This is a genomic window from Niallia sp. RD1 (assembly GCF_024219955.1).
In the GTDB taxonomy this organism is placed as follows: Bacteria; Bacillota; Bacilli; order Bacillales; family Cytobacillaceae; genus Niallia; species Niallia alba.
Map to the genome: position 1 here is coordinate 4419529 of NZ_CP100420.1, position 26597 is coordinate 4446125.

Consider the following 26597-nt stretch of genomic DNA (forward strand, 5'->3'; position numbering starts at 1 on the left):
TCTCTCAATCTAACTTAATATCATACTCCATCCTTTTGGCAGTTTCCTTTGCGACTTCTTTTCCATATAATTTCGCTACCAAGTGAAAAGACATATTGATCCCCGCTGATATTCCACCTGAAGTTAAAATTTTTCCCTCATCCACAAATTTTACATTCCTTTTCACCAAAATATTCGGAAATTCCCTTTCCAATCGATCGATATCCATCCAGTGAGTTGTCACCTTTATCCCGTCCAATATACCTGCTTTAGCCAATAAAAAGGCTCCAGTACAGACAGAAGTCATATATTCTACTCGGTGCGATTGATCTTGAATCCAATTAATTACCACAGGGTTATGTATTTCGATTTCTTCTGCACCATATCCACCAGGTACAACAAGCATATCTAGAGCAGGTTGGTTTTCAAAAGAATAGTCTGCTTCTATCTTCAATCCATTCCTTGCTGTAATCATTCCTCCTTTTTCTGAAATGGTGTAGACACAGAATAATTTATTATCCCCTCCAGCTAAAGAAAAAACTTCGAATGGTCCTGCAACATCCAAAACTTCAACCTCATTAAAAACGAATATTCCAATAATACGTTTTTTCATGCTACCTCCTTGTAAAAGAGTAATTGTCATTCCTATGAAAGTTATAATCAATAAATAAAACCAAGTTAATCCCTTCTTTTTTCATACTAACATGAATTTTGAATTTTTAAATAATAAATCCTTCTAAATTTCTTAAAAATAAATGGTATAATATTTGTTCTAAAGATATATTTGGGAGGATGAAATGATTCAGGCAATTGGTATTGTTGATTTTCATTACAAGCCAATGAGAACAACGAAATATAAAGACAATGTAACAAAGAAAATTAATGGCAAAAAAAGTAAATTTGATGATTCCTTTGAAGTTATTTCGATATCAGAACCCTACGATATGGATGGAGATATTTACGTTCGCGTATCTTGTTCGTTTACCATTTACATGTACGAAAAAGCTTATATTCGTAATCCGGAAGAATATGTTGGTTCTGTTTTTCCAACTTTAAAAGAGCGGATAACACCAAATATTATTGCTACGAAAGTTTATAGTTTATCAAAAAGAAGATAAGTATTTTTTGATGTCTTAAAGGATTGTGCCTATTTTTATCGAATAGAAGGGAAAATGACTTTTAGGAGGATAATTTATGCACCATTCATTATCATTGAAGCAGCAAAATTCACATGGTTCCTTCAGCAGTAGCTATAAACCGATTTTAACGGTGGAGTCAGGTGACTCGATTACTTTAAAAACATTGGATATTGAATGGGGCTATTCTACCTCAAAAAACGAGGAATATCGTATTTACTCTTCAAGAGAACAAGAGGAAAAACCACAGCATCCTATGATTGGTCCAATTGCTATTAAAGGCGCAAAACCTGGGATGGTATTAGAAGTAAAATTAAACGATATAGTTCCTGGATGGTATGGACGCAATTGGGCTGGCGGGATGGCTAATTGGCAAAATAATGCGATTGGCATCGCTAATACAGATCGAATTCAATTGGATTGGGAATTAGATTCGGAGAAGATGATTGGTTCTACTTCCATTCATTCTAAATCATTTCATGTTGCTTTGCAGCCGTTTATGGGGGTTCTCGGGGTCGCTCCAAAAGAAGCCGGAGTCCATTCTACCTCCCCACCTAGATATTGTGGTGGCAATATTGATTGTAAGGAAATCGTGAAAGGTAGCAGCTTATTTTTGCCTATTTCAGTTGAAGATGCTCTTTTTTCTATTGGAGATGGACATGCATTGCAAGGGGATGGAGAAATCTCCGGCACTGCGATTGAATGTCCAATGGATCATGTAGATATTACGCTAGTGGTAAGAGAAGATTTACAATTAACCTATCCGAGAGCCAAAACCCCAACAGGCTGGATTACATTCGGATTTGATGAAGATTTAAATAAAGCAACGGAGATTGCTTTGGCTGATATGATTTCTTTAATGACGCAACTTTATTCTATTTCCCGAACTGAAGCGACTGCATTAGCAAGTGTTACTGTTGATTTACGGATTACACAGATTGTTAATGGTGTAAAAGGGGTACATGCCATTTTGAACGATGGTGTTATACGTTAGTTTGGAGAATACTATTCTAGGAAAAACAAATAGAAAGAGAGGCTCCTATTTTTGGGGTCTCTAAGATGGATTAATGGTTTCCCCCACCTAAGGTGCCAATACTTTGTTCTGCCCTTCTACGATTTATTGGCGCTTTCACTTCCTCTAAATTAATTTGCTCCATGTATGAATGTGCTTTATCTCTGATGGAGAAACCACTTGAATAAATTTGCGGATAGTCTCATCTAATTCGTCAAAATTAATTTCTTTTGTGCCTATATTTACTTTCGCTACTGCAATCCCACAGCCGATATCTACCCCGACTAAATTAGGGACAATTTTGTCTTGAATCGTCATTGTTGTCCCAATTGTACAACCGACTCTAGCGTGGGTATCTGGTATAATTCGTATCTTGCTGTTTTGAGCAAATTCCTGATTACATAATTCCTTTTATCTGTGTCTCAGCCATTTCCTCTAATTGATCCGTAAATACTTTAGCAGTATTATATTTCCCTCTAAATTCAATCATTTTGATCACTTCCTTTTTTATTTTCTTTTAGAATTTGTTTAACCGAATACTCATTGACGTACAACTCTAATCTGTTATAGACTTAATATAACAGATGAAAGTAGAATGGGTAGTGTCAAAACTTCTATGAAAAAGTAACCTGAAGTCTTTTTCTTCTTTCCTTTTTGAAGTGGAGAGGCTCGCAATCGCTCTTGACAAACACACCAATGGTTTGAATTCAGGTTATCAAGGGCGAAGGGGACAAAAGAAGGCATGCCAAATAAGCCCTTGTTTTTTTCCATTTTAAACCATTGGCAAGTTCGGTTTGTCAAGAGTTCGCTCCGCCGATTGCTGGTTCAGGGCTCAGCTAAACAAAAGCTAGGTTGTTTGTTCTATAATCCAATCTTGAGCTAATCCAATTAGCTTAGTCCATCTTGCTGGCATATTGGGAAGCTGAAGTAACTCTGGATGAATCACAGGTACTTTTCCTTCTAAGGCTGAATGAGGCCGTAGAAAGTTAAAGTATGCGACAAACAAAGTGACGAAAGAAACAGATCCATGATCAGATCCAAACCCATGAGTCGAGCGATAATTTCCTTTAAACGTTCGATTGAGTCGTTCAATAATTTGCTTGAGTGGTCGGTATTCTGTTGATACTGGATCTTCGTTGGTTAATCCAATGACTTGCTTCACATCAAACGAAATATCATGTTGGGCAAAGAAATGTTGGGCTAATAGGTAAATCGGATTGCCATCTACAATAAACGTGAGGTTTTTAGGGATTTCCTTCATCTTTAGAAGAACCTCATCGATAGCCAGAATGGCTGACTGAGTATCTCGATTAGGAGAAACAGGATAAGACAGAATAATCTTTTTTACGGCATCAAAAAAGAAGAATAAATAATGCCAGCGACCTTTCACTCGAATGTAGGTCTCGTCTCCACAGAATTGATCAGAAAGCTCATAAGGATAATGGTCCACATAAGGTTTAAGCATCAGTGCTACGCTATTTTCGTAATTCAAAATGCTTTGGTGGGAGATGGATACACCATGTACATCCTTCATGAGTGCAGCTGTTTTACGGGCTGACAACCCATAGTTCACATGGTAGGTCAAAATCAGTCCCAATGTATGTGGCGACACATATAGTCTTGATAAATCCAACTTTGGTTTCTGAGGTGAACGCTTCGATAAGGGTTGGTAATCGATACGAAACTGACGGAAAATATAACGCATTTTAAATGCCTGTGGATCCTTTTTAAACTGTTTTTTCTCTTTTGAAGATAGTCCATTTTGTTTCTTTTGGTAATAAGAACAGTCGTTGTTTTTACACTTGAATACATCGAAATCTTTTCTCTCTTTGACCTTTTCAAGCGTTTTAGCACAGTGAGGACATTTTAAAATTGCCTCTTTTGAATAATGATTTTTTTGGTTAAACAAACATGCACACACCTTGCATTGATACTGTCCCTTGTCTCCGTTATTTGCATAAAGAAAATCAGATGGAGCACCACACTTTGGACATTTTATGCTGGAAGGAACAGTTGTTTTTGAATTTGAGTGTCTTCGAACAGGTTTAAGGGGTTTCCCATTTTTCTCCTGATACTCATTCAAAAGAAGTTTATAATCAAACTTTTGTAGGGTTTCGATGATTGGGAGGTCGTCTACCTGTAGTTTTCGATAAGGCTTATTTACAGGTTTTTCTACAGGTTTATCAAACATACTTTTCCCAATCAAAAGAGTGAATAATGTTCGAATAACCTGATCTTGGTACTTAATAAAAGTAAGTAAATAGGTTATAATTTGAGGGTACAATTTGTCACTTCCTATTCTAGGTTGTTGGGTGTGTGGTAACCTCAATTATCCTTAGAATTCAGGGGGTGGCAATTTTTTTGCTCAAAAAGCCCTCTATTATAGGATATAATAGCCTATTTCTATATAAAGTTTTGACAATACGGTAGAATGAGAGGGGGAAAAATAATGAATTCTGTTTATATAGGAATCTCTCTACAAGTATTACTTGCTGTGTTACTTCCTATCTTGCTTATGGTATATTTACAAAGAAAAAAAATGATGTCATGGAAGTCTTTACTTATTGGTATACTTATCTTTATTGTATTTTCACAGATCTTAGAAAAAGTCGTTCATTTCCTAGTGCTTGCTCCAACTGGCACTGAATTAAAATGGAGCACGAATCCTTATATCTTCGCCTTATATGGCGGCCTAGCTGCTGGTCTTTTTGAAGAAATTGGGCGCTATTTTGCTTTTACGGTTTTATTGAAAAAACATCATCAATTTAATGATGGACTTTCCTATGGATTAGGACATGGTGGAATAGAAGCTATATTTATTGGTGGTATGAGTGCGCTGAATTCTCTGCTTATCTCCTCCATGATAAAAACCGGAAACTTAGAAACGATATTAGGTGCCGCAGCCACCCCTGAAGAAATTAACAGCATAAAGGAACAATTTGAACAGGCAAATATAATGCTGTTTGCGACTGGCGGTTTAGAACGAGTCTTTGCATTAGCTTTGCATCTTGCTTTATCGATTTTAGTACTATATGCGGTTAGACAGCAAAAATTTAAGTATGTTATTTACGCGATACTTATTCATGCTGCTATTAATTTCTTGCCAGCACTTTATCAAGCAGGAACTGTGACAAACCTAGTTGTAATTGAAATATTCTTAGGGGTAGTTGCTGTTCTGTCTATTGTCTTTATTGTGAAAATGAAGCCAAAATTTGAGAACTAAACTTTTATGGAAGCAGGGACATAAGTATTTTCAATCAAATAACCCCGAACGATTATACGTACATGCAAAGTGAACTGCCCACTGTCAAGTAGACAGTGGAAATAATAAAAAAGATCTAAGCGGCTTTAACTCTATATTCCATAGGGCTAAGGCCGTTTAATCGTTTTTGATATCTATTGTGTAGTGACCCCTAAAAGTTAGACACGGTTATTTCATTAGGCAACTTGTTCAAAATGAGTTCGGTATTGTACCGGATTCATTTTCAATTTTCCATAGGAGTGGTTCCCCTGTCGATGTTATATAGATTACTTCCCATTTATTATCTTTCCATTCTAATAAACTATAGCCATATTGTTTATCACTAGAAAGATGAGGAATAAAAACATGCTTACCCTCTAAGGCAATCTGTTTTAAAACAGTATCTATATTTAATTCACCAGTGTCTAAAATCATTTTCTTTAAACGATTTTCATTTGGGATTGAAGAAGGCGTACGATGATTATCAGTTATGGGAAGGAAAATATACAAACATATAGCAATCATTACTACAACTAGTAAACACCATAACCATTTATACCTCATTTTATTGCTACCTCCCTCTTAAGATAGATTTAGAGGTTCGAAAATAGTACTGACTCTTTTCAGTTGATATAATCATGCCTTTTCCATCTGTTTCAATATAAATAGTAGATTCATAGCCACTTCCCCACTTTGAGGTTGCACCCAATAGAATATAGGGAAAGCGCTCCGTTGTTTGATAAGATGCATATTCTTCATCATCTAATTCTTCTTCCATTACTTCTGGGAATGATTCATAATACCATTGTTGTGTATCCTCCAAAATCAAACATCTGCTTGCTCCAATCTAGAAAACTCTTCATTTTTTCATCCTTATTTTTGCATGTTTACCAAATAACAACATCACCTTATAGGAAAAATGAATGATATGTATCTCGTATAAATAAGATATTATTAGAAGATTTTATCTCCTTATGATAAGATACGGTTATGTGTGTAAATAGGAAAACAATTGAAATAGTAGTTTAAGGAGTGCAGTGAATGGAAAATTGGATTTTAGAAACAATGGAAAATTTCGGATACATAGGTATACTTTTGTTAATTACGCTCGAAAATATCTTCCCCCCTATTCCTTCAGAAGTAATCTTAACCTTTGGAGGTGCGATGACTGTAAAAACAGGGATGACTGTAACAGGAGTTGTCATCGTTTCTACAATTGGATCGGTTCTTGGAGCAATCATTCTTTATTACATCGGTTCCATTTTAGAAATAAAAAGATTAGAAAAAATTGTTGATAAATGGGGGCATATCCTCCGATTAAAAAGAGAAGACCTATATAAAGCAGATCGTTGGTTTGAAAAATATGGCTATTGGACAGTCTTTTTCTGTCGCTTTATTCCACTTATTCGCAGCTTAATTTCGCTTCCAGCAGGTATGGCAAAAATGAATTTTGGTATCTTTTTATTTTTAACAACAATTGGTACTTTCACATGGAATTTTGTTCTAATTCGCATTGGGGCGGCAGTGGGTGACTCATGGGAAGATATCGTTCATTACATGGATTTATACTCAAATGTCGCATACGCGCTTATTGCCATTATAGGACTTGCTTTCATCGGGCTTTATATTTATAAAAGAGTAATAAAACAAAAATAATGATGTTTATTTTTCATCTCATGGGATTTCCCCATGAGATGATTTTTTTATCGAAAATGAAATTTTTTATGGTACAAGCTACCTTTTTCGCATTCGATGATAGAAATAAAATAATATGCTAATAAAAACGATAAAAAATATAAAGCTAATCTTCATTGGATAAACAATCATAATTCTTGCATGAATTAGAAAATCAATAAAAAAGAAAGCGATAATTCCAAGAAAGAAAATCTTCAATAGGAATCGTTTATTCTTCATTTTAATCCCCACATCTCCATTTAGTAATTTGTCTTTTTCTGTTTATATTTTATGAGAGAGACTGGATATTTAGTTATGTATTGTTAAAAAGGATTTTTTAAGTTTACCGCTTGAATAACTACTGCAGTCAAGCCGGTATTTGATCCTGCTTCATGCCATTCTCCTTGCTCCCAAAATACAGCATATCCCTTTTTAATTGGAATCTTCTCTTCAGAACCATCTCTAATCCATCCCTCTCCCTCAACAACATGGAATAGTTGTGGAACTGGAGCTTGATGATAGCCTAAGATTCCGTTAGGCTCTATAGAGATAATCCCAATGTTCGTTGCTTCCTCTGTCTTCATTATTTTACAGTAGCTAGAAGCAACAGATTCATATTTTAAGATAGTGTTTCCTTTTCCAATCGAGATTACTTTCATCTCAGTCACCCTTTCTTCTTTAAACAAATTATTGTGAATTAAAATATAGCCTGCCTTCATTTTTAAGACAGACCTTTATCATCATACTATAAACATTTGCAACACCACAGTCGCTCCACATATCGGAACATCCTCTGTTTTTAGACAGATCATTCCTTGGGACACTTCATAATTTTCCTTTGGCTGTAAAACAGCGTTAATAAACAAATTCATGTAAGAAACTTTTGAAGGATCTAGAATTTTTTGTTTTCCTAACTCTTTTACTCCATCTTCTTCTGTAAAAATATGCTTACTTCCATCTGCAATAGCGAAATATTCTAATACCATTATTTTTTTAGGTATGTGTATACAAATCTCTGCAGAAGGTATTTCAGGCATCATCAAATATGGTTTTGGCACTTTTTGTCGTTTTTCCATCTTCCCCACCTTTTTTAACCATAATAGTTATTTTATAAATAGAGAGTCAGATGGTGCACATATTGTGAATATTTCCATTATGTCTAGTCATTATCAGTTTACTTTCATAACATGAAGTATAATGGTATAAGGTGGTGAAACGTATGCCCTTACAAATTATGAAGCTTGCTGTTAGTGCAGCACTTGACATTGACACTGCTCCAACAGTTGATCGGTTTTTTTATATTGTTACTGACCCTATTACAGGTGCTGATACATTAGAAATTGATGCAGCTGATTTTATGACAGATACTGGCGATGCAGCAACAACATTACCAGAACTAACTGCTGATAATAGTTATTTCAATGTATATGTTAACGGAGTACTTCAAATGGAGGATCTTCTAACATATACAGCAGGTGCAACTGGTGTTGGAGGATTAGTCATAACAGTTCCAGATGGTTCTACTATTATTGCAGACACTCCAGTCGTCTTAGAAATCACAAACTTCGCTCCTACCTCTGAAGCAACCATTAATACGTAAAAAGAATACGATAGGCTCCGAATAATTTCCTTTTTCGGCCTGTCGTATTCTTTTTACGTATATTTACTATCTAAAACATAGCCTTTACTTCGATACATTTTCTATCAGCTTAAACATCTAATCAAAGGCTATTATACGATTTAATTTTCGTAATAAAGTCCTCTACATTCTCACTCGTAATTTGTTTAAATTTCAATGTGTCCTTTTTATATTTAATCGCTATGTACTGATTCAACATTCCCTGCTTTAACTGAATATCTTCCATATTTACATACTCAAAGCTTTCGTTCAATTCATTTCCAGTAATGGAATCCGCACAGAAGATTAATCGTTTTTCAGTTGCTGCAAGGATACCTGGACGAACTATCTTTCTATAAATAAACACTTCCAATGAACATCTGATTGTTCCTTTTATCGTTTCGTTATTTTTTAATTGCTGCTCAATTGTTTGTAAGTCTGCTATCATCCGGCTTCCTCCTCCTTCTGCTTCTAAAACTACTTACGGACGAAGCAGGAAAAAGTTTCCTTATTATTTATTTTTACTTAATCATTAGGATTAATAATAGCCAGTATTTGATGATCTTTCCATTGTCCATTAATTTTCACATTACTTTTTGCTATTCCTTCTTTGTGAAAACCAGCCTTTTCTAATACACGAATCGAACCGATATTATGCGGCATCACACCTGCTTCTAATCGGTGCTAATGAAGGGTATTAAATGCATAATCAACTAATTGCTTTACAGCGATAGTCATATAACCCTTACCATTTTGATTTTTATCAAGGACATAACCAACAATAGCATTGTGAGCAGGTTCTCTTCTTACCATATAGAGATTAACACTTCCAATTAACGCATCTGATTCTTTTAAGAATATCCCAAAGTGATAATCGACATCTTTTTTCTCATTTTCTTTCCATGTTTTAATTAATTGCTGCTGAAAATCTAATGTATAAAACTCTTCCTTGCGAGCAATGGAATAAGCTTCGAAAAATTCTCTATTCGTTAATTCGAGCTGCTATAATCCTTCTGCATCTTTTTCTTCAAATAATCTTATGTAAATCTGTTCCGTTGTTTGTATCATACTACCTCTCCTCTCTCCCATTTATTTTAACCATTCTTTTTATATAAAAACAACAGATTTTTCTGACAATATTACAAATAAAGTACAGGAGAGTTTAAACATCCAGCTGCTTTGATTGTCGTCAACCTAAGATGGAATAATGCTCCATTTTTCATAAAAAACCTTACATTGCGTATATGCAACGTAAGGTTTTTAGCATAAGTATTTTACCTATTGATAATTAGTTTTTTATGCTAATTATTTGATTGCGTAAAATTTCATGAAATGATTATCTACATTGGTTTGTCTATTTTTTCAAGATGATCATTTTTTAACCGATAAACTCCCTTTCCTTCTATCCCTATTAATGTATTATTACACCAATACATTCCAGTACCTTCGTCGATTCCAAAATTAAAGCGAGGTTGAAACATTTTGACCGCAGTTCTTAAATGGCTTTCATCCATCCACTCACTAAAATGAACGGCAATAACCGTATCTTTTAACAAACCTAATCCAGCTTTATATTTAAAAACTCCATCCGCATTATCTTTTGCTGAAATAATACATTTCTCCATACTAATCAGAGCACCTGCTGAAAATCCGGCGATTGGCATTCCTGCCGAATATTGTTTCTTGAGTATCTTTGAAATAGTTGTCTCGGCAATATACTCTGCATACAGTTCTGAATTCCCGCCACCGATAATAATTCCTGCACTATTCAGCAGTAGCTGCTTAGCCTCTTCCACTGAGACAGTTGGTAAAGGTATATATTGAAATTCCGTTATCCCGTATTCCTTCAATACTTTTGTATACTTAGGCATATATTCTGTCCAATTTGCTCTTTCCAGAATAAGCAAAGATAATTTCCCAGCTCGTGCGGAGACCAATTCCGTAAATTTTTTTGCCATTTTGCAAGTAAATGGCGGTCCCCCACCCATTAAGAATAGATGCTTATCCATTACTGTCCTCCCATATTCTCTGTACAGTCATTAGTCGATTGCCATCAAATATTAATTTATAAATATCCGGCATCTGTAAATTCTTCCAAAATTGATAATCATATTCCTTTGAAAAATAGTTCATCATTAAGACCATTATATTTCCATGTGTACCAATAACAATCCTTTTATTTTCATATTGTTTTAGTATTTGAAATAATGTTCGGACACCTCTTTTCTGTGCAGTTAGATTAGACTCTCCTCCATCCCAGGCAAAAGATTCTTCTTTCCATACTTTTTCGATTGCAGTATCAAAATCACTAATAGATCCTTTTGCTAACACCCGTTCTTTAAAATCGGAGATAAGCTTGATGTCTGCGTGGAAATATTCTGCAATTCCTTCTACTGTCTGGATCGCTCTCTTATATGGACTTGATAAAACGATATCGACAGATTCCATTTCCATTCGTTTTGCTACTCGTTTAGCATCCGATATACCTTTCTCCGATAAAGGTCTACCTAATTCATCTGAGGAGTATACGGAGTGTGCATGCCTGACTAAATAGATCGTTGTTCTAGATTCCACTTTTCTCATCCCATCATACAGATTTAGGCGTCTTTAACGATGGAATATACATTTATATCAAATGCCTTCCCATTCTGTTCATAATATTTCCTCAAAATGCCTTCATGCTGAAAACCAAGCTTTTGAGCAAGTTTATTTGATGCCTCGTTTTCTAAATAAATCATCGCTCCTAGCCGATTTAATTGAAGCTCTTCTAATGCGTAGGAGACAACTTTTCTTACCCCTTCTGAAACATATCCAGCTCGCCAATAATCGGGATGAATTTCGTATCCAATCTCCGCTCTTTTATGGGAAAGAACTAAATTATTTAAACCAAGTGTGCCAATAAGTCGGGAAGTTCCTTTTATTTGCATGCCCCATCTTAACCCTCGATGATTTCGGAAACTTTCCGAAAAGTGCCCAATTATTGTTTCGACTTGCTCGATGCTCGAAAATGCCTCCTGGCCATAATAGCGCATTACTTCAGCATTAGAAAAATAGGCAAATAAATCTGCAGCATCCTCTTTTTCAATCTCTCTTAATATCAGTCTTTCTGTCTCTAATATTGGAAACATCCTATTCCTCTTTTCTATGTTCGTTTTTACTAAGTTTCGGTTTACCATTTTTTTCTTATTATAATAGAAATCCTAGAATTAGCCTAGGGGAAATATCGGATAATGATTGCATTGATACTATCTATACGCCTGAGATTAGAAAACGATTTCATTTTTATTAATATTCATTCCTATACTGAATGCATGCTATAATAATAGATATGAAAATATTGGGAGGACAACCTTTGACAGCAATCTATTTTGGCTTTATTTCTGCAGTTATCTTGTTGATCGTGCTTTCACTCATCTATTTTTGGTGGCGAACAGATAAATACGTAGAGAATCTTCAGGCGATTCGAAAATCATATTATGTATTGTTTTTTCTTTTAATCTGTCTTGGAATCTTTTCAGATCAACTTCAAATTGTTGATTGGAAAACGATTTTGTCTTTTGTTTGTGCGGCTGTTTTTCTTGATATAGCCGTTTTTCAAACACCAGACATTCTTAAGATTTGGAACACAGAATTCCAGCATAGCAATTACATACGTAAAACAATTCGCAAAAATGAAGAAGTTTTAGGCTACAACGCAAAAAAAGTCCAGAACTTTACCGAAGTTATTTCCAGAACTGCTGATCATTTTATGGATCGCAATCCTCCCCAACACTGGCGCCAATATAAAGATGAACTACGAGCCTATTTAAATCTATACGCAGACACTTTTCAATTTCATATTGCAATTTTTCCATTTGCCATAAGTGCCAGTGCTGATGAATTAAAACGCAACCTAGAAGCAGCTTTTAATAGTGTAGAAATTTGTTATAATATTAACTTTGTAGATAGAGAAGTAAGAGATAGCATGGTCCAATACCTGCTTGATGGGAAAAGTATCCCTTTAAAAGACCCAAGTCATGGTACAAATGAAGAAGAACGGGCAAAGAATGTTTTTATCGTTGCATATTATGGGGAAAGTTATAATATGTTGATAGGAATTAGTTCAAATTTTGTGGAAGTCGACGGAATTGATGCTTCCCATATCCTTAACCTCGCACAAATTTTTGATTGGTACATGGTTTAAGTCTCCATTTTAGATGTTCTGTAGTATAATAATATATAGATAAAAAAGCATGAGCATTTTTCACAATTAATAAACTTATAGTTTTGGAGATTAGTAGCTTGTGCAAGAATTTCATCATCAAATTTTGTTAAAAAGGAGGAATTGATATGGCAGACAAAAAAAACGCTGCAACTGCTCCCACTCCTACCCCATTCAATAAATCGAAGAAACAGCCAAAAAAATCAATGAATCCGAATAGGAGAAAAATGACGGTAGCAGTGTCAGAAACTTTTGAAGATATTCATGACATGAATAAAAAAGCATTAAACTTACTAGCTAAACGGGCATAATTAAACAGAGTCTATGGAAATGAGAAGAGTTCTTTACGAAAGAAATTACTCATTTTCTAAGACTCTGCTTTTTTATTGTATCACAAGAAAAAGAGTAAAAAGTTAGAGAACAGCGTAGACTACATTACAATTACTTAATATTTGTATAAAAACACTAAAACAATGGAAAACCTGTATATAAAAAGTAATGAGGCAATTCAGATATGACATTAAAAAGAAAACAAAACATGAATCCAAATCGAAGACATATGACTGTACCAGCCATGCATTTTTCTGTTTCCATTTACAATAAAAACACAATAGCTATCTTAGAAGCATTGGACCAAAGGAAGATCTAAACTTATCCGTTCTTATTTTATTTTCGGCTCTCTGCCATTATGATGGGGGTCTGTTTCTAAATGCTGATCTAAATAGCTATAAAACTTTTCCATTGTATGTTGCTCTTTGAGAATCGATTGAAGCTTTAAAGGATCTTTAATAAACACTTTGTGTTTCTTTAATAGCTTAACCAACTCCGGAAAAAGGCTAATATCTTCACTCTCCAAATGCAAAGTGGAAGAATCCTTTAAGTGAATAATAATATCTAAATGAAGCGATGATCCTAAAAGGTATAAAAAAACAGTTGGGACACGTTGCACATTAAATTCTACTGAAACAATTTCTTTATAACGAACCGTTTGCAAATTCCGCTTCTTTTTTCTTCTCAACAATCCACAAGGTGTAAAAAGAATACCTAAATCATTAAAGCTTGTATAACATATGGGATAAAGCTTACTTGCATAATGTGGGTATTTTTTCCCGTATACCTCAACAATAACTGGTAAGACTCTGTTCTTTCCCTGTGATACAAACTCAGTCCACTTCATTTCCGCTCCCTCCTACTTATTTATTACTTCACTCCAGCTACTACAAACGTCATTACATTTCACTCTTTGTTTATTTACTCTAGTCTATTCCATAACAATGAATATATTGCCGAATAGTCAAGCTTCCGTACAAAGTAATGTATTTAACATAATATATTCCATGCTTTATAAAAAGGTTAAAAACAAAACAATAATACTTTTTTATTCGATAGCTGCTAGCCATTTTCCTGTATCTTTCCTGAAAAAACAGCAATTTTCTACAGCGTATTCGATTTACTTCATTAAAATAAGGACCACCCGTGAGAACGGGTGGTTTTCTCTGCGGCTGAAAGCCTTTGTTACTGACCAAACCCTAAAGGGCTACTGAAAGGTTCGCCAATTGTACTACTTCTACTGGCCAGACCTCAAAGGCCTTCTCTCCTAATTTTTTCGTTTCTTTTTCTTCACTTCTTCCCCTGTAAATGGATCAATATATTCCATAATCGTTAATTGTTCTGCGACTAGATCATCTTGTATTTGATTACGGATATATTCTTCAATTACCTTCTTGTTTCTTCCTACCGTATCTACATAATATCCTGTACACCAAAATTTTCGATTTCCATACTTATATTTCAGTTGTGCATGTCTATCAAATATCATCAAGCTACTTTTTCCTTTTAGATATCCTACGAATGCTGATACACTTAATTTTGGCGGAATACTCACTAACATATGTACGTGGTCCTTACACGCAGTTGCTTCTATTATCTCTACGCCTTTCCTCTCACACAAGGTACGTAAGATTTGCCCAATATCTTTCTTTATTTTCCCGTAAATTATTTGTCTTCTATATTTTGGTGCAAATACTATGTGATACTTACAATTCCAAGTTGTGTGTGCTAAACTATTATTGTCTTTTGACATAAGGACTTCCTCCTGGCTATTTATTTTCGGTTGGCGAACCAAAAAATATTTTAGCACCACGAGGAAGTTTTTTTAATACCACGCTGTAAGCTTTTTGGAACCCTAGGCATAGCCCAGGGTTTTCTTTTCTATAACAAAACATCCCTTTTCCAAGAATTACTGGAAAAGGGATGTTATTAGTAAAAGAACATCTAGTCCTTATTTTTTGCTCCTTCTAGCAATATCTGTAGCTCTTCTTCTATTAGTTCTACATCCAATCGCTCAAAGAGTGGGATGACATACTTTATTTCAGGCGGAAGTGTTTGTTGCTGCTTCCATTCCACTTTTCTAATCCCTAACATATCTCTAATCTTGTGTGTGGAGAACGGCACAAAAGGTTCTAAAAGCTGTGCTAAATTTACAATTATATAAGTACAATTGGCTAAAGTAATTTCCCCAGCCACTTTTTCCGTTTTCACTTGTTCCCACGGCTTCTCTTGATCAAAATATCGATTGGCATAACGAATGTAAGAAAAGATTTCTTCTAGTGCTTTTTTTACTTTTCCTTTTTCAATCCATTGACCTGAGCTTTGATAAACTTCTTCCGTTACAGCAATAATGCTTTTGGAAACCTGTCTTTTCGGAATCTTACCATTGTACGCTTTTTGAATAAATTTCAATGTCCGATTTACAAAATTCCCATATGCTCCTAATAATTCACTATTATGGCTATAAATAAATTCTCGCCAAGAAAAGTCAGTGTCTCTTGCTTCCGGTGCATTAATGGTCAAAAAATAGCGTATGGAATCAGGATTATATTTCTGCAATATATAGGGGACCCAAACAGCCCAATTTTGGCTAGTCGATAACTTCCTTTTTTCTAATGTCAAATATTCGCTGGAGATGATATGTGTTGGCAAAGATTTTCTCCCTAGCCCGAGCAAAATACTGGGCCAAATAACGGTATGAAAGGGAATATTATCTTTTCCATGTACATAATAAGAAGTCGTTTTGTCATTCCAATAATCTTCCACATTAAGACCTGTCTTTTTACAAATCTCGATACTTGCAGTTAAATATCCCGAGACTGCCTCAATCCAGACGTAAATCTTCTTGCCTTCAAAGCCCTCTAGCGGGACATCAATCCCATTAGGTAAATCCCTAGTTACTGCTCTGTCTGGAAGTCCTTCTTGTAAATATCGTTTCGTTAAGGCAAGTGCATTTTCGCGCCATAGCTCCTTATCTATCGCTTCTTTTAAATAGGATTCCATCTCCTTTTGAAACTTGCTAAAAGCAAAATAAAAATGGTCTGTTTGTTTAATTACTGGCTCCTCACCACAAATTTTACATCGCTTTTCCTTTAATTCAAGAGGATCTAATATGCTTGAGCAATAATCACATTGGTCGCCTCTAGCTTTTTGTTTACAGTGAGGACAAATTCCTTCTACAAAACGGTCAGGTAAAAACTGATTATCTTTTTGACAATAAGCTTGCTCGACCGTTTTTTTGTACAAATACTGATTCTTTAATAAGGCTAAAAAAATCTCCTGAACCGATTGATGATGATGCCAAGCATCTGTTCTTGTATAAAGATCATAAGAAAAGCCTAGCTGCAAAAAACATTGGTGAAATTCTTGGTGGTATCGATCGGCAATTTCTTGAACAGTGATATGTTCTTGCTGTGCTCGAATGGAAATTGGTGTACCATTGCAATCACTTCCGGAAACATAAAGGACATTCTCTCCTTTTTGGCGAAAATATCTTGCTAAAATATCTCCAGGTAGTAATGCTGCCACATGTCCAAGATGTAAAGAGCCATTTGCGTAGGGCCAAGCGCCTCCTATTAATATTGTCATCATTATTCCTCCCAAATAATTTGTCTAATTCGGCTGCCTACAATTGAATTTGTCTGCATCTGTTCAAAAATACACTAGCGAATTTAATTCCTCCTCTCTTTAAAACACATAAAAAAACGCCCTAATCTAAAAAGATTAGGACGAGTTTACCCGTGGTACCACCTAGCTTCGCAAACAATTTGCACTATTTGCCTCTAATCAGTACGTCTTCAAAAAGAGATACTGCTGCTGTTATAACGAGTGCCTATCTCGTCGTAGTCTACTCACTTATCGTTTTCGGTACGAAGCTCAAAGGTCATTTTCAATAAGGTTCATTTACTTCCTTTCCACCATCGGAAGCTCTCTATAAAATACTGCCTTATTTACTTTTCCTTATCAACGCCATCATTTTTATTAAGGTTGATTGTAATTTTTTCTTCATTAATTGTCAATATGTTTTTAAATTAGATTACTTCCCGTTAAGAGTGGATAAACCAGTTTTCTTCCCAAACACCTTAAATGATAACGCCTACATAAACATGTAAGTCATTCGGAACTAAAATGGTTCCATCTTTACTATACTTTTCAAATAAGTATCCTAATTTCTCAACAAATTCATCATACAAAAAGTCATCTTTTTTTGGTGCATAGGAAGCGGATAGGTTTCTGCCAATAAAATATTCTTTGCTCATTTTTAATGGATTTGATACAGCATAATGTTCGTAACCATTCGTAAAAAATTGCTGTAAATCCAAATGATCAATATTAATTCCACCACTAAATCCTTGGAAATTTGGACAATATTTTTTTGAGATTTCTGCTGTTTCTTTGTTTAACTTACTCGTATGGTCTCGACTATTCCAAATAAGCATCACATAGCCATCATTCTTCAAAATACGTTCACATTCATTTTTAAAAGCAGCAGTATCGAACCAATGAAATGCTTGAGCAACCGTTATTAAATCAACACTATTTTCAGAGATGCCAGTATTTTCGGCAGAAGCATTTATACAAGTTACCTGTTGTAGCCCTTCCATTCTTTCTTTTAAAATGGATTGCATATCATTATTAGGTTCGACCGCGATAATTTCTGTACCAATACTAGCAATAAGTTCCGTAAAAATACCCGTACCCGCTCCCACATCTGCAATAACAAAATGATCTTTGCTACCGATATACTCTGTAATAAGCTCCGTCATGAAATGTTTTGGATAACCTGGACGATAACGGTCGTATAATGCGGACTTCCCTGTGAATTTCGCTTCTGAATTCATTTTATTCCCCCTCATTAAAACAAATTCCCTTCCTTCTCCCCGCATGCACTAATCTTTTATCCTATTCCCACTATACTAAATAAATATTCCACAAAGAACATTACATTCCTTCTATATTTTTTTGGAACAGTCCCGTATCGGTTTATTGTAGTTACAGAACTGTTCCTTTTGTATTATGCTTTTGCTACATAACTTGCGAGTGCTTTTTGCACTTCATATATGCTGCTGTCTTTTTTAAACTGTTTGGATATAGCTGGCAATTCTGCCCCTGAAATCCAAACTTTTAATTCAGCATCTAAGTCAAAATGACCTGCTGTTTCAATGCTAAATCGAGAAATACTTTTATATGGAACAGATAAGTACTCGACTTTTTTTCCTGTCAATCCTTGTTTATCAACGAGAATTAACCGTAAGTCAGTGAACACAATCAGATCTCTTACTAATTTATATGCTAACTCAATTGTTTCACTTGACCCAATTACCTTGCTTAATTCCTTTTCTAATTCTTTTACGTCTGCTGCACTTGCATTCCCCATTAGCCCATTTAAAAAACCCATTTTATCAGCCTCCATCTTCTTTTATTTATGTACTGATTAATTACTTTAAAAGTTTCATTTTCTTTTTGCTAATTCAAACTTAATTATCCTCTTTCTACTCTTTCTTTGCAAAACATAAGATATTTTCCAATTAGTCTCTTGTTTTTTAATTACACCTGTAATAAAATACTTACATATGGAACATATAAAAAACGGAGACCAATTACTACTCGTCCTGGAAGCATTATCTAATCCTTATCGATTAAAAATTGTCGCCATCTTGCAAAAAGAAAGAAAATATGTCAGTCAGTTAGCACGAGAACTAGGAATCAGTAGACCTTTGTTATATTTACATCTACAAAAATTAGAAAACGCAAAATTGATTAATGGACATCATGAAATTTCTGAGGATGGAAAAGCAATGAAGTACTATGAGTTAATTCCATTTTATCTTCCTTTAACAGAAGAACTAATAACAGACTTGGCTGACAGTGTCACGATTAAGAAAAGAAAGGAATAGTAATCAAATCATTTAGGAGGTAATTAAATGGAGATATTCGGTATTATTAATATCTTTATCATCCTACTTCCGATTCTTCTCATACTTGGTTTTTTATTTTATCTGGCGAGATATATGAAGAGAGCGGAAGCACGTGCAGATGAAAAGCTAAACATCGAAAAAGAAAATGTAGCGTATCAAAAAGAACAGATAGACACACTGAACAAAGTAAAAGAAAAAATTGTCAACATTGAAAAAATGTTAAACGAGACAAATTAAGGGAGAAAAAAATGAGCTTAATTTTTTTAGCTTTGCCAACCTTAATCCTTTATATTTTCATTCCATTGCTTCTTATTTTTATCACAGTACGTTTTCTAAAGCGTAAAGAAGCAAGAGCGATTGAAAGATTAAAGGTAGAAAAAAACAGCCTTTCTATTCACAAACAGCAAATGACGATTATAAATGATTTAAATGAGCACCTACAATCTATTGAAAAAACGCTAAAAAATGTGGAATAATCTACATGGTTTAGCGTTTTTCCAATTATCACCATACATATCCATTCACATTAGTAAGAAAATAGTACTAATATTCGGAAGAATGGAGAATTATATGAACAAGCAAGCGAAATTACTTATTCAACTAATTATTGTTATGCAGATCCTTATCCTTTCAATTCAACCGCTATCTGCCTATGCAATAAAAACACCAAATGTTGTCATGACAAAACAATACAAAAATCTAGAGAATTTAAAATATCCATCTCTTGTTAGTGCGCCTAATAATATAGCGCAAAACAAAGTTAACAAAATTCTTTTTCGACATATTCAAGACTCCTATAATCGATATGAAAAATTAATGAAAGATATGGAGAAGATAAAAAAAGAGCCCATGTGTAAAGAATCACCAGCAACATGCCAATATGAGTATATTACTAACTACCAGGTTAAATACAACAGTAACAATAAATTGAGTATTTTATTAAGTGATTACCAATTTACTGGCGGTGCACACGGTAATACTGTTATCACGACATATAATTTTGATCTTAAATCAGGGAACCAATTAACATTAGACGACTATTTCTCCTCAGAGGTAGAGTATGAGAAGGTAACAAATTACGCATTGGCATATATGAAAAAACGTCCCGAAATTTTCTATTCCGATCCTTCGGAATTTACTAATTTTAAAGTAACTAATCAGACAAACTTCTATTTAGCTGACAAAGGGATTGAATTAATATTTCAACAATACGAAGTGGGTCCATATTCTTCTGGAAACCCTACAATATTAATTCCTACTTCTGTATTCAAAAAGAATAATCTTTAAATAAAGAAAACTTCCATCAGTAAGGGTTTTCCTTATCAACCAAGGATGATTTGTTACATTCCGATTGAACTGAAAGTCATACTACCCCTTAAGAGTAGGATAAAGAGGCTGGGACATAAGTATTCCAGCCAAGGATAATTCCGAACAATTATACGAAGATGCTAATGAATGTTCCGTATAATTGTTCGGGCTTTTATTTGTTTTTCAAAGGATGTTTCCATGAAGTTTGGTGCGATTCCCCGCAGCCGGAATACACTTCGCTTTCCATGGGGCTCGCGCTGAGCCGCTTCGGCCTGTGGCCTGCAGGGTCTCAGACTGTCTCGCTAATCCCATAGGAGTCTTCGTGTATTCCGGCTGCTCTGTTTTTCCAACTAATTATATTTCCTCTTGTAAAAAGTATGCGAAAGCAGCCGCTATTTATTAGCTATATTAGAAATTGTTCGTCTTTACAGAGTATCTATTTAGTTATGTCCCATCCTCCTTTTCTTTATTTATTTTTTCTTTGTCTTTCTATTTCTGCTTTCAACCGGCCTTCTGGAGCAAAATCTTTTTCCCAATTTGGCGGCTTAATAATTTTCCCGTCTTCTTCTCTGAATCTTGGTTTACCATCTTCAAATAACTTTCCCATATTTGCCTCTTGTACAATTTGGAAAAGGGCAAATGGTTCTACCCCAGCAATGACAAAACTTCCTTGATTAAAATACTCTACATCTGTTAATGCGTCCATTTGTGCTACTAATTTATCATCAATTGGTTTCTTTTCTGTAAGTATTTTATCTGCTGCTTTTTTTAATCCCGTTAAAAACTGTTCATATAATACTTTAAACGTATGTTCGTCTCCTTCTGCCGTTGCATATAAAAATTCGACCAATTCCTCTCCTGTCCAAACAGCTCGATTAACAGCTGTTTTTTCATCAATAGCAGTAGGCTTTGTTCCTACTACATGGCCAAATGCTTCATGAAAATCTTTTACCATATGATACATTTTATTATTATCCATTATTACTCCTTTTTGTCACACTTGTTTTTCTTTCCTTTTCATTATTACTAGAAAAAGGACAAGTTAAATTTATAAAAACTATTGTACCATTAGATTCGCTTTTTTGTGGAGTTTTTACGTAATTTTATAGTTAGATAGCCATTAACTAATAGTAAAAAAGCCTTATCATCACATTCTCTGAATCTTTTATATAACACCTTTGAAACACTAGAAAACAAAGCATTTTCAAATAGTGTAAAAACACCAATTTACTACTGTTTAATAGCCTGTTATAATACTAGAGGGAAAGAGGTGTATGATCAATGGAGATATTTAGTATTCAAGAATTAGAAAAAGTAATACGTCATGTCGAAATTGAAGGACAAGGGGGAATTTTTCAAGAAGAAACAGGCAAACAGCCAAAAGATTACCCGAAGGAATTCCTTGGTCGTATCGTTAATTACATTACTGATCATCAACTAATTAAGAAAATCCAGAAATTAAGCGATGATGAAGCACTTCACTTATTTGTGAAATCAGTTTACGTAGTCTGTATTAAGGATTTACATAGTTCTGATGACATCCAAGAACAAACTCTTGTGGAAAAAGTCTTTTCTGACTATTTGAAAGAAACATCTATGGCTCAATAAAATATTAGCAATTATAATTATATCGAAGCATAAAAAAGACTAGGATGCAGTCCACCCTAGTCTTTTATTTTTTTCATTTTGTTTGCGTGGTTTGGTGCGGTAAAAATTACTATATATCAATTCTGCATGATTTTTTTTATAGAGATTTTCGTACTTTTTGTGCGCGATTAAGTTATCCTTCCAATTATGCGTAAAAATTATCTTGTCTTTTGACTCGTGAAAAATGCTCATGATGTACACACCTTTCTTAAGTTGATAATCTATCTATACCACCTTCCTATTAGGTTTAAACCTAAAATCCTCCTCAAAAACAAAAAAAATAAGAATAATAAGTATTTCTATACTCATTGGAGGTTACTTTTTGGACCTTTAGGGAAGAGTTTCATTACCTTGTTCCTGCTCTTCTTGCTGGAGTCTTACTGGCCGTTAGAAATGGGATAATCTTATGGCAACTGTTAGATTTAACAAATTCGATAAAAAAGAATTCTACAATAGTTGTACTTCCCTCTTGATTTGCGTAAAATAAGTAATTAGTTAAATATATTTTTAAAGACAGGAAGTTTATTATGACAAAATTTGGTTGGTTTTTAACGTTAATTGGTTTTCTCGCAATCTTAGGTAGTGTTCTCTATCCACTTGATCTTATAAGCAAGCAAACTTTATTAATCCTTCTTTTTGGAGGAGCTGGTACTATGTTTATCGGATCGATGATCAGAAATTTATCCCTACTGAAAAAAATACCAAAATAACCATTTTCCAGGCATTTAAACAGTATATATAAGTTGGAAGGCTGTCTCTTAAAGTGAGACAGCCCTTTTCCATCATAAAAGGAGGAATACAATTGGAAATAAGACAGCTGCATTATTTTGTAGAAGTTGTTAAACAAAAAAATATGACAAAAGCTTCTGATAAACTTCATATATCCCAGCCTGCTCTAAGCAAAGCAATCAAAAGTTTAGAATCAGAAATCGGTTTAACTTTAATTCACCGTTCCAATAAAACCCATGAGCTAACGGATGCTGGTTCTGTTGTTTTCGAATATGCACAAAAAATCATTGCCCAAGTAGAAGAAATGTCATTTACCCTGCACGATATGACGAATTTAACGAGAGGTAATATTAATATTGGCCTCCCGCCGATTATCGGTAGTTTATTTTTCCCAAAAATAATCGCTGCCTTTCATAAAGCATATCCGAACATCCAAATTAATATTAGAGAGTATGGGGCTGCCAAAGTTGTTAAAAGTGTCGAAGAGGGTGAATTCGAGATGGGTGTTGCGGTACTTCCTTTAACCGATGATTCCTTTCATATTTTTCCCCTTGTAAAAGAAGCGTTGAAATTAATTGTACCTGAATCTCATCGGTTTGCAAATAGAAAAAAGGTTCATATGAAAGAATTAAAAGCAGAGGAATTTATTTTCTACAGTGAGGAATTCGCTTTGTATGAAATAATGAGACGAAAATTTATTCAAGAAGGATTTGAGCCAAACATTATTTTTAAGAGCTCCCAATGGGACTTTATGGTTGAGATTGTTGCCGCAAACCTGGGAATTTCGATACTTCCAGAATCTATTTGCAATCGAGCAAACAATAATCAAGTACGATTTATTGACTTAGAACCAGTAACGAATTGGGAACTGGTGATTATAACTAAAAAGGATCGGTATTTATCTGTAGCTAGCAGAAGATTCATTGACTTTGTTCTTAATAATGAATGAATTCCTTTCCCGTTCGATTAGAAGCTACCCATTATAACTTTTAGTTATATTAACTATAATAAGTATGTATTTTACGAATAGCAATGATAAGCGTATGATATTCATATAGCAAAGAGGATGGAAGCTTTCATTCCATCAAATGAATATCAGAAGGTGATTGCTTTTGAAGAATATATTGATAATCGCTGGTCAAATCTTATTCCTTCATATTTTTTTGTTTATCGGAATAGCAATTAAGTTGATCGTAACTATACCAATTCCCGCTTCAATGATCGGATTGATAGTCCTATTTGTTGCATTAAAACTAAAATTAGTAAAAGTAGAATGGGTCGAAAAAGGAGCTGCTTGGTTATTAGCGGAATTGTTGTTATTTTTCATTCCATCAGCTGTCGGAATTGTTAATTACAATGAAATTCTAAATATTAAGGGAATTGAAACAGTATTACTTATCGCTATAAGCACATTTATTGTAATGGGGGCTACCGGATTTACTGCTGAAAAAATTTACAATAGAAAGAGACGTTTTAGCAAATGATGAAAATAATTATTCTAACTGTTATCACTTATATGCTTTATCGTATAGCCAAAGCATGCTATAAAAAATGGAATATACCATTATTTCATCCATTGTTAATAACTCCATTATTGCTTATCTTGTTTATTACTGTCTTTCGTATACCAGCAACAACTTATATGGAATCAGCACAGCCATTAACGCACTTATTAGGACCTGCAACCATTGCTTTTGCTGTGCCAATTTATAAAAATTTACATTTATTAAAGAAATACTTTTCCATTATTATTATTAGTGTTACAACGGGTACATTGGTTGCAATTATTTCTTCTTATTTATTATCGATTTTAATTCGTTTAAACAGTGACTTTATTATGAGTATTTTACCTCGTTCGATAACTACTCCTATCGCCATTGTCGTTTCAGAAGAAATTGGTGGTCTTCCAACATTAACAACGATATTTGTGATTATCACTGGTGTATTAGGAGGAATTATCGGTCCCTATGCAATAAAATGGTTATCCCTTCGTTCTCCGATTGCCAGAGGTTTAGCACTCGGTATGGGAGCACATGGAGTCGGAACATCCAAAGCGATGGAATTCGGAGAGCAAGAAGCAACTTTCTCAACGTTAGCAATGATTTTGGCTGCATGGATTACTGTCTTGTGGGGAACTTCATTAATTCCATTAATGCTTAGCTTTACTGCATGATAAAAAAGCAGAGAAAATGAATATCATTTTCTCTGCTTTTTTTAATAAGATGTATAATATTGCAAAAAAAAAGACCTCTCCACCATTGGATCTGACCATACAAGATTCACCAAACGATTATTTCTATCGAATGGAAAAATCTTGTGAGGTCCATCCTTATTGGAAAATTCCTCTTTTATTTTGAATATATGCTATTATTATTAACTACTTGAAGTTCTCTAGTTGTTTGTACCATTTCACTTCCGCAGATTGGGCACTTTGGTGTCTCACTGCTTTTGAAATTATCACGAATCCAACACTTACAAGTTTCTGAAACACAATCCCAAACCACCACTTCTTCTTTAACAATTTCTTCATTATTTCTTCTACCAAATCCCATTGCCAAATGAAGCACCTCCAGGAAGCTAATTTTTTGTTAATAGCTATGTTGTTCATCATTCATTCTATTCGCAAATTAATTGCTTTTGCGAAAACTAAATACTAGGTTGAACAGCCATAGACTTTAACACCATAAAAAAATAAAAAACACTTGTAAACCAGAGAAAACAATAAAAAATCCCTAAACAAGTGCCAAACAAAATATAAATCAAAACTAACAACTAGTATTAAATATAACATAAAATAATAAAGAAGTCAAACTTTTCATTATGCCACACTTCATATATCTATTGCAAATATTATTTCAAAGAAATTTTCTAACCTAATTCTTTTTCACACAATTGGGTTTTTTAAGCTTTAAATCAATACAATTAGCTATTCCTTCTTTTATATGATATTATTTTCAGAGTGAAAACACTATTAGGTTGTATGGTAAGAAATATTGGAGGTTTAGGTAGTGAATATTAAAGAATATACAATTGAGGAAATCAAAGATCCTACCGGTATCTTAACTGGTAAAAGATACGAGTATTTCCTGACTGTCGAGTTCGATGAAGAGGATGAATTAGCGGTTGAAGATCATTTACAGATAAAAGTTCTTTTTTCTGTAGACGATAATGGATCACGTATATTGAATTATCATTTTTATAATAGCTTGGAAAATAAATATTTGGATTACGGCTTAGAAGAAGACGAATTAGAGCAAATACAAGCATTTTGTAAGGAGCATTACTTAGAAGAAAATTAAAGAATCAAAAAAGCTGAGAAGGATAATACCCCACTCAGCTTTTTTGATTTGTAAAATTAAACTTCTACTGTTTTTCCATCTTCCACAATATGATGCATTAAATGAGCAAGATAATGAATAGGACCGAATTCTTCTTCGTCTTCGTCCTCATCCTCTTCATATTGTAAATCATTTAAGTGCAAGGCAACAAATTGATAAAAATCTTTTAGTTGAAAACTAAAGCATGCAGTTGGATCTTCCTTCTCTTCTTCATACTGAAGAACTAAATATGATTCTTTTCCAGTCTCATCCTCAGCATCAAAATAAATAAAGAATCCGATATTTGTATCTAATTCAAATAATTGTCTCGTTCCACCACTTGTCACACGATTAAAATCGTCCTCGCTTAGTTTTTGAACAATCATTTGATCGACTCCATCTTCCGCATGGAAATGCACTGTAAATTCTTTCATGTTAAGCACCTCTTTCTATTCTCTATTATTTTAAACAATTACAGTTCAATTAG

At 34.2% G+C, this 26597-nt stretch carries 37 protein-coding genes, 2 pseudogenes and 1 other annotated feature; of the genes and pseudogenes, 18 read left to right on the plus strand and 21 right to left on the minus strand.

Translation table 11 applies throughout. From position 1 onward, the window contains the following. Nucleotides 1-4: 4 nt before the first annotated feature. The gene (locus NKG37_RS21300; RefSeq protein ID WP_016205379.1) at nucleotides 5-592 is read right to left on the minus strand and encodes a DJ-1/PfpI family protein; all 588 of its coding nucleotides are present in this window, start codon (nucleotides 590-592) and stop codon (nucleotides 5-7) included. 184 nt (nucleotides 593-776) lie between these two features. Here NKG37_RS21300 and NKG37_RS21305 point away from each other — a divergent pair, with 184 nt between their 5' ends. Both NKG37_RS21305 and NKG37_RS21310 read left to right on the plus strand, forming a co-directional pair. After that, nucleotides 777-1097, plus strand: coding sequence for a hypothetical protein (locus tag NKG37_RS21305; RefSeq protein ID WP_254415316.1), 321 nt, complete (start codon nucleotides 777-779; stop codon nucleotides 1095-1097). A gap of 76 nt (nucleotides 1098-1173) precedes the next feature. Beyond that, nucleotides 1174-2109 carry an acetamidase/formamidase family protein gene (locus NKG37_RS21310; protein WP_254415317.1) on the plus strand — a complete coding sequence of 312 codons (936 nt, stop codon included), beginning with the start codon at nucleotides 1174-1176 and terminating at the stop codon, nucleotides 2107-2109. 73 nt (nucleotides 2110-2182) lie between these two features. Here the strand turns inward: NKG37_RS21310 and NKG37_RS21315 are convergent. Both NKG37_RS21315 and NKG37_RS21320 read right to left on the minus strand, forming a co-directional pair. After that, nucleotides 2183-2617 (minus strand): annotated as a pseudogene (locus NKG37_RS21315) (RtcB family protein); the annotation flags it as partial. Nucleotides 2618-2974: 357 nt separating this feature from the next. Next, entirely contained in the window at nucleotides 2975-4411 is a 1437-nt protein-coding gene (locus tag NKG37_RS21320; protein WP_254415318.1) for a DDE-type integrase/transposase/recombinase, read from the minus strand. Nucleotides 4412-4576: 165 nt separating this feature from the next. On the opposite strand from NKG37_RS21320, the gene NKG37_RS21325 reads away from it, so the two are divergent. Further along, on the plus strand, nucleotides 4577-5350 hold the full coding sequence (locus NKG37_RS21325) for a YhfC family intramembrane metalloprotease (RefSeq protein ID WP_254415319.1): 774 nt from the start codon (nucleotides 4577-4579) through the stop codon (nucleotides 5348-5350). A gap of 228 nt (nucleotides 5351-5578) precedes the next feature. On the opposite strand, the gene NKG37_RS21330 is transcribed toward NKG37_RS21325, so the two are convergent. Both NKG37_RS21330 and NKG37_RS21335 read right to left on the minus strand, forming a co-directional pair. Next, nucleotides 5579-5932, minus strand: a complete 354-nt coding sequence (locus tag NKG37_RS21330) for a hypothetical protein (RefSeq protein ID WP_016205384.1) — start codon at nucleotides 5930-5932, stop codon at nucleotides 5579-5581. Between the two features lie 7 nt (nucleotides 5933-5939). Then, nucleotides 5940-6191 (minus strand): hypothetical protein, encoded by a 252-nt coding sequence (locus tag NKG37_RS21335; RefSeq protein ID WP_254415320.1) that lies wholly within the window; start codon nucleotides 6189-6191, stop codon nucleotides 5940-5942. 218 nt (nucleotides 6192-6409) lie between these two features. On the opposite strand from NKG37_RS21335, the gene NKG37_RS21340 reads away from it, so the two are divergent. After that, entirely contained in the window at nucleotides 6410-7024 is a 615-nt protein-coding gene (locus tag NKG37_RS21340) for a DedA family protein (RefSeq protein ID WP_016205386.1), read from the plus strand. A 78-nt stretch (nucleotides 7025-7102) separates the two neighbouring features. On the opposite strand, the gene NKG37_RS21345 is transcribed toward NKG37_RS21340, so the two are convergent. From NKG37_RS21345 to NKG37_RS21355, 3 genes are all read right to left on the minus strand, one after another. Next, a complete protein-coding gene (locus NKG37_RS21345) occupies nucleotides 7103-7282 on the minus strand; it encodes a hypothetical protein (RefSeq protein ID WP_101731049.1) in 180 nt (59 codons plus the stop codon). An 83-nt stretch (nucleotides 7283-7365) separates the two neighbouring features. Beyond that, a complete protein-coding gene (locus NKG37_RS21350) occupies nucleotides 7366-7761 on the minus strand; it encodes a cupin domain-containing protein (RefSeq protein ID WP_254415321.1) in 396 nt (131 codons plus the stop codon). Nucleotides 7762-7782: 21 nt separating this feature from the next. After that, on the minus strand, nucleotides 7783-8118 hold the full coding sequence (locus NKG37_RS21355) for a DUF4183 domain-containing protein (protein WP_101731048.1): 336 nt from the start codon (nucleotides 8116-8118) through the stop codon (nucleotides 7783-7785). Between the two features lie 143 nt (nucleotides 8119-8261). Between NKG37_RS21355 and NKG37_RS21360 the strand changes: the two genes are divergently transcribed. Next, nucleotides 8262-8642, plus strand: coding sequence for a DUF4183 domain-containing protein (locus NKG37_RS21360; RefSeq protein WP_101731047.1), 381 nt, complete (start codon nucleotides 8262-8264; stop codon nucleotides 8640-8642). A 121-nt stretch (nucleotides 8643-8763) separates the two neighbouring features. Here the strand turns inward: NKG37_RS21360 and NKG37_RS21365 are convergent, their stop codons facing one another. The 5 genes and pseudogenes from NKG37_RS21365 to NKG37_RS21385 form a co-directional block, all read right to left on the minus strand. Next, nucleotides 8764-9108: a PH domain-containing protein gene (locus NKG37_RS21365; RefSeq protein ID WP_101731046.1), complete on the minus strand. Its 345-nt coding sequence runs from the start codon at nucleotides 9106-9108 to the stop codon at nucleotides 8764-8766. A gap of 77 nt (nucleotides 9109-9185) precedes the next feature. Further along, nucleotides 9186-9728: pseudogene (locus NKG37_RS21370) on the minus strand (GNAT family N-acetyltransferase). 272 nt (nucleotides 9729-10000) lie between these two features. After that, on the minus strand, nucleotides 10001-10669 hold the full coding sequence (locus NKG37_RS21375; RefSeq protein WP_254415322.1) for a Type 1 glutamine amidotransferase-like domain-containing protein: 669 nt from the start codon (nucleotides 10667-10669) through the stop codon (nucleotides 10001-10003). After that, a complete protein-coding gene (locus NKG37_RS21380; protein ID WP_254415323.1) occupies nucleotides 10662-11234 on the minus strand; it encodes a histidine phosphatase family protein in 573 nt (190 codons plus the stop codon). The genes NKG37_RS21375 and NKG37_RS21380 overlap by 8 nt, the downstream gene beginning before the upstream one ends. A 23-nt stretch (nucleotides 11235-11257) precedes the next feature. Continuing rightward, nucleotides 11258-11788, minus strand: a complete 531-nt coding sequence (locus NKG37_RS21385) for a GNAT family N-acetyltransferase (protein ID WP_254415324.1) — start codon at nucleotides 11786-11788, stop codon at nucleotides 11258-11260. A gap of 224 nt (nucleotides 11789-12012) precedes the next feature. Between NKG37_RS21385 and NKG37_RS21390 the strand changes: the two genes are divergently transcribed. The 3 genes from NKG37_RS21390 to NKG37_RS26195 all read left to right on the plus strand — a co-directional run bounded on the left by NKG37_RS21390 (nucleotide 12013) and on the right by NKG37_RS26195 (nucleotide 13510). Next, nucleotides 12013-12843, plus strand: coding sequence for a type II toxin-antitoxin system SpoIISA family toxin (locus NKG37_RS21390; RefSeq protein ID WP_016203901.1), 831 nt, complete (start codon nucleotides 12013-12015; stop codon nucleotides 12841-12843). A 146-nt stretch (nucleotides 12844-12989) separates the two neighbouring features. Then, the gene (locus NKG37_RS21395; protein WP_016203902.1) at nucleotides 12990-13172 is read left to right on the plus strand and encodes a hypothetical protein; all 183 of its coding nucleotides are present in this window, start codon (nucleotides 12990-12992) and stop codon (nucleotides 13170-13172) included. A 203-nt stretch (nucleotides 13173-13375) separates the two neighbouring features. Continuing rightward, complete coding sequence (locus NKG37_RS26195; RefSeq protein ID WP_263479859.1) at nucleotides 13376-13510, plus strand: hypothetical protein; 135 nt, start codon at nucleotides 13376-13378, stop codon at nucleotides 13508-13510. Between the two features lie 12 nt (nucleotides 13511-13522). On the opposite strand, the gene NKG37_RS21400 is transcribed toward NKG37_RS26195, so the two are convergent. The 5 genes from NKG37_RS21400 to NKG37_RS21420 form a co-directional block, all read right to left on the minus strand. Continuing rightward, on the minus strand, nucleotides 13523-14038 hold the full coding sequence (locus NKG37_RS21400; RefSeq protein WP_016203903.1) for a hypothetical protein: 516 nt from the start codon (nucleotides 14036-14038) through the stop codon (nucleotides 13523-13525). 420 nt (nucleotides 14039-14458) lie between these two features. Next, nucleotides 14459-14944, minus strand: a complete 486-nt coding sequence (gene tnpA / locus NKG37_RS21405; RefSeq protein WP_061800923.1) for an IS200/IS605 family transposase — start codon at nucleotides 14942-14944, stop codon at nucleotides 14459-14461. Nucleotides 14945-15135: 191 nt separating this feature from the next. Then, complete coding sequence (gene metG, locus NKG37_RS21410; protein ID WP_169189686.1) at nucleotides 15136-16779, minus strand: methionine--tRNA ligase; 1644 nt, start codon at nucleotides 16777-16779, stop codon at nucleotides 15136-15138. A 133-nt stretch (nucleotides 16780-16912) separates the two neighbouring features. Continuing rightward, nucleotides 16913-17167 (minus strand) — a binding site (T-box leader). 106 nt (nucleotides 17168-17273) lie between these two features. Continuing rightward, the gene (locus NKG37_RS21415) at nucleotides 17274-18032 is read right to left on the minus strand and encodes a class I SAM-dependent methyltransferase (RefSeq protein WP_016203905.1); all 759 of its coding nucleotides are present in this window, start codon (nucleotides 18030-18032) and stop codon (nucleotides 17274-17276) included. A 173-nt stretch (nucleotides 18033-18205) separates the two neighbouring features. Next, nucleotides 18206-18589 (minus strand): PH domain-containing protein, encoded by a 384-nt coding sequence (locus tag NKG37_RS21420; RefSeq protein ID WP_016203906.1) that lies wholly within the window; start codon nucleotides 18587-18589, stop codon nucleotides 18206-18208. 175 nt (nucleotides 18590-18764) lie between these two features. Here NKG37_RS21420 and NKG37_RS21425 point away from each other — a divergent pair, with 175 nt between their 5' ends. Genes NKG37_RS21425 through NKG37_RS21440 form a run of 4 tightly spaced genes read left to right on the plus strand, consistent with a single transcriptional unit; the run spans nucleotide 18765 to nucleotide 20396 of the window. Beyond that, nucleotides 18765-19088, plus strand: coding sequence for an ArsR/SmtB family transcription factor (locus NKG37_RS21425; protein WP_016203907.1), 324 nt, complete (start codon nucleotides 18765-18767; stop codon nucleotides 19086-19088). Nucleotides 19089-19115: 27 nt separating this feature from the next. Continuing rightward, on the plus strand, nucleotides 19116-19346 hold the full coding sequence (locus NKG37_RS21430; protein ID WP_101731041.1) for a hypothetical protein: 231 nt from the start codon (nucleotides 19116-19118) through the stop codon (nucleotides 19344-19346). 11 nt (nucleotides 19347-19357) lie between these two features. After that, a complete protein-coding gene (locus NKG37_RS21435; RefSeq protein WP_016203909.1) occupies nucleotides 19358-19585 on the plus strand; it encodes a hypothetical protein in 228 nt (75 codons plus the stop codon). After that, on the plus strand, nucleotides 19575-20396 hold the full coding sequence (locus tag NKG37_RS21440) for a DUF3298 and DUF4163 domain-containing protein (protein ID WP_254415325.1): 822 nt from the start codon (nucleotides 19575-19577) through the stop codon (nucleotides 20394-20396). Before NKG37_RS21435 ends, NKG37_RS21440 begins: the two co-directional genes overlap by 11 nt. A gap of 487 nt (nucleotides 20397-20883) precedes the next feature. On the opposite strand, the gene NKG37_RS21445 is transcribed toward NKG37_RS21440, so the two are convergent. Beyond that, nucleotides 20884-21396 (minus strand): pyrophosphohydrolase domain-containing protein, encoded by a 513-nt coding sequence (locus tag NKG37_RS21445; protein WP_016203911.1) that lies wholly within the window; start codon nucleotides 21394-21396, stop codon nucleotides 20884-20886. Nucleotides 21397-21698: 302 nt separating this feature from the next. Here NKG37_RS21445 and NKG37_RS21450 point away from each other — a divergent pair, with 302 nt between their 5' ends. From NKG37_RS21450 to NKG37_RS21470, 5 genes are all read left to right on the plus strand, one after another. Then, complete coding sequence (locus NKG37_RS21450) at nucleotides 21699-22025, plus strand: hypothetical protein (RefSeq protein ID WP_016203912.1); 327 nt, start codon at nucleotides 21699-21701, stop codon at nucleotides 22023-22025. A gap of 566 nt (nucleotides 22026-22591) precedes the next feature. Further along, entirely contained in the window at nucleotides 22592-22774 is a 183-nt protein-coding gene (locus NKG37_RS21455) for a hypothetical protein (protein WP_016203913.1), read from the plus strand. A gap of 92 nt (nucleotides 22775-22866) precedes the next feature. Next, the gene (locus tag NKG37_RS21460; protein WP_169188711.1) at nucleotides 22867-23742 is read left to right on the plus strand and encodes a LysR family transcriptional regulator; all 876 of its coding nucleotides are present in this window, start codon (nucleotides 22867-22869) and stop codon (nucleotides 23740-23742) included. A gap of 163 nt (nucleotides 23743-23905) precedes the next feature. Further along, on the plus strand, nucleotides 23906-24277 hold the full coding sequence (locus NKG37_RS21465) for a CidA/LrgA family protein (RefSeq protein ID WP_169188712.1): 372 nt from the start codon (nucleotides 23906-23908) through the stop codon (nucleotides 24275-24277). Then, on the plus strand, nucleotides 24274-24966 hold the full coding sequence (locus NKG37_RS21470; RefSeq protein ID WP_169188713.1) for an LrgB family protein: 693 nt from the start codon (nucleotides 24274-24276) through the stop codon (nucleotides 24964-24966). The genes NKG37_RS21465 and NKG37_RS21470 overlap by 4 nt, the downstream gene beginning before the upstream one ends. A gap of 175 nt (nucleotides 24967-25141) precedes the next feature. Here the strand turns inward: NKG37_RS21470 and NKG37_RS21475 are convergent, their stop codons facing one another. Continuing rightward, a complete protein-coding gene (locus NKG37_RS21475) occupies nucleotides 25142-25345 on the minus strand; it encodes a cold-inducible protein YdjO-related protein (protein WP_198013216.1) in 204 nt (67 codons plus the stop codon). A 456-nt stretch (nucleotides 25346-25801) separates the two neighbouring features. Between NKG37_RS21475 and NKG37_RS21480 the strand changes: the two genes are divergently transcribed. Beyond that, nucleotides 25802-26092, plus strand: coding sequence for a DUF6509 family protein (locus NKG37_RS21480; RefSeq protein WP_016203918.1), 291 nt, complete (start codon nucleotides 25802-25804; stop codon nucleotides 26090-26092). Between the two features lie 56 nt (nucleotides 26093-26148). Here NKG37_RS21480 and NKG37_RS21485 read toward each other — a convergent pair whose 3' ends face one another. Continuing rightward, nucleotides 26149-26544 (minus strand): hypothetical protein, encoded by a 396-nt coding sequence (locus tag NKG37_RS21485; protein WP_016203919.1) that lies wholly within the window; start codon nucleotides 26542-26544, stop codon nucleotides 26149-26151. Nucleotides 26545-26597: the final 53 nt, after the last annotated feature.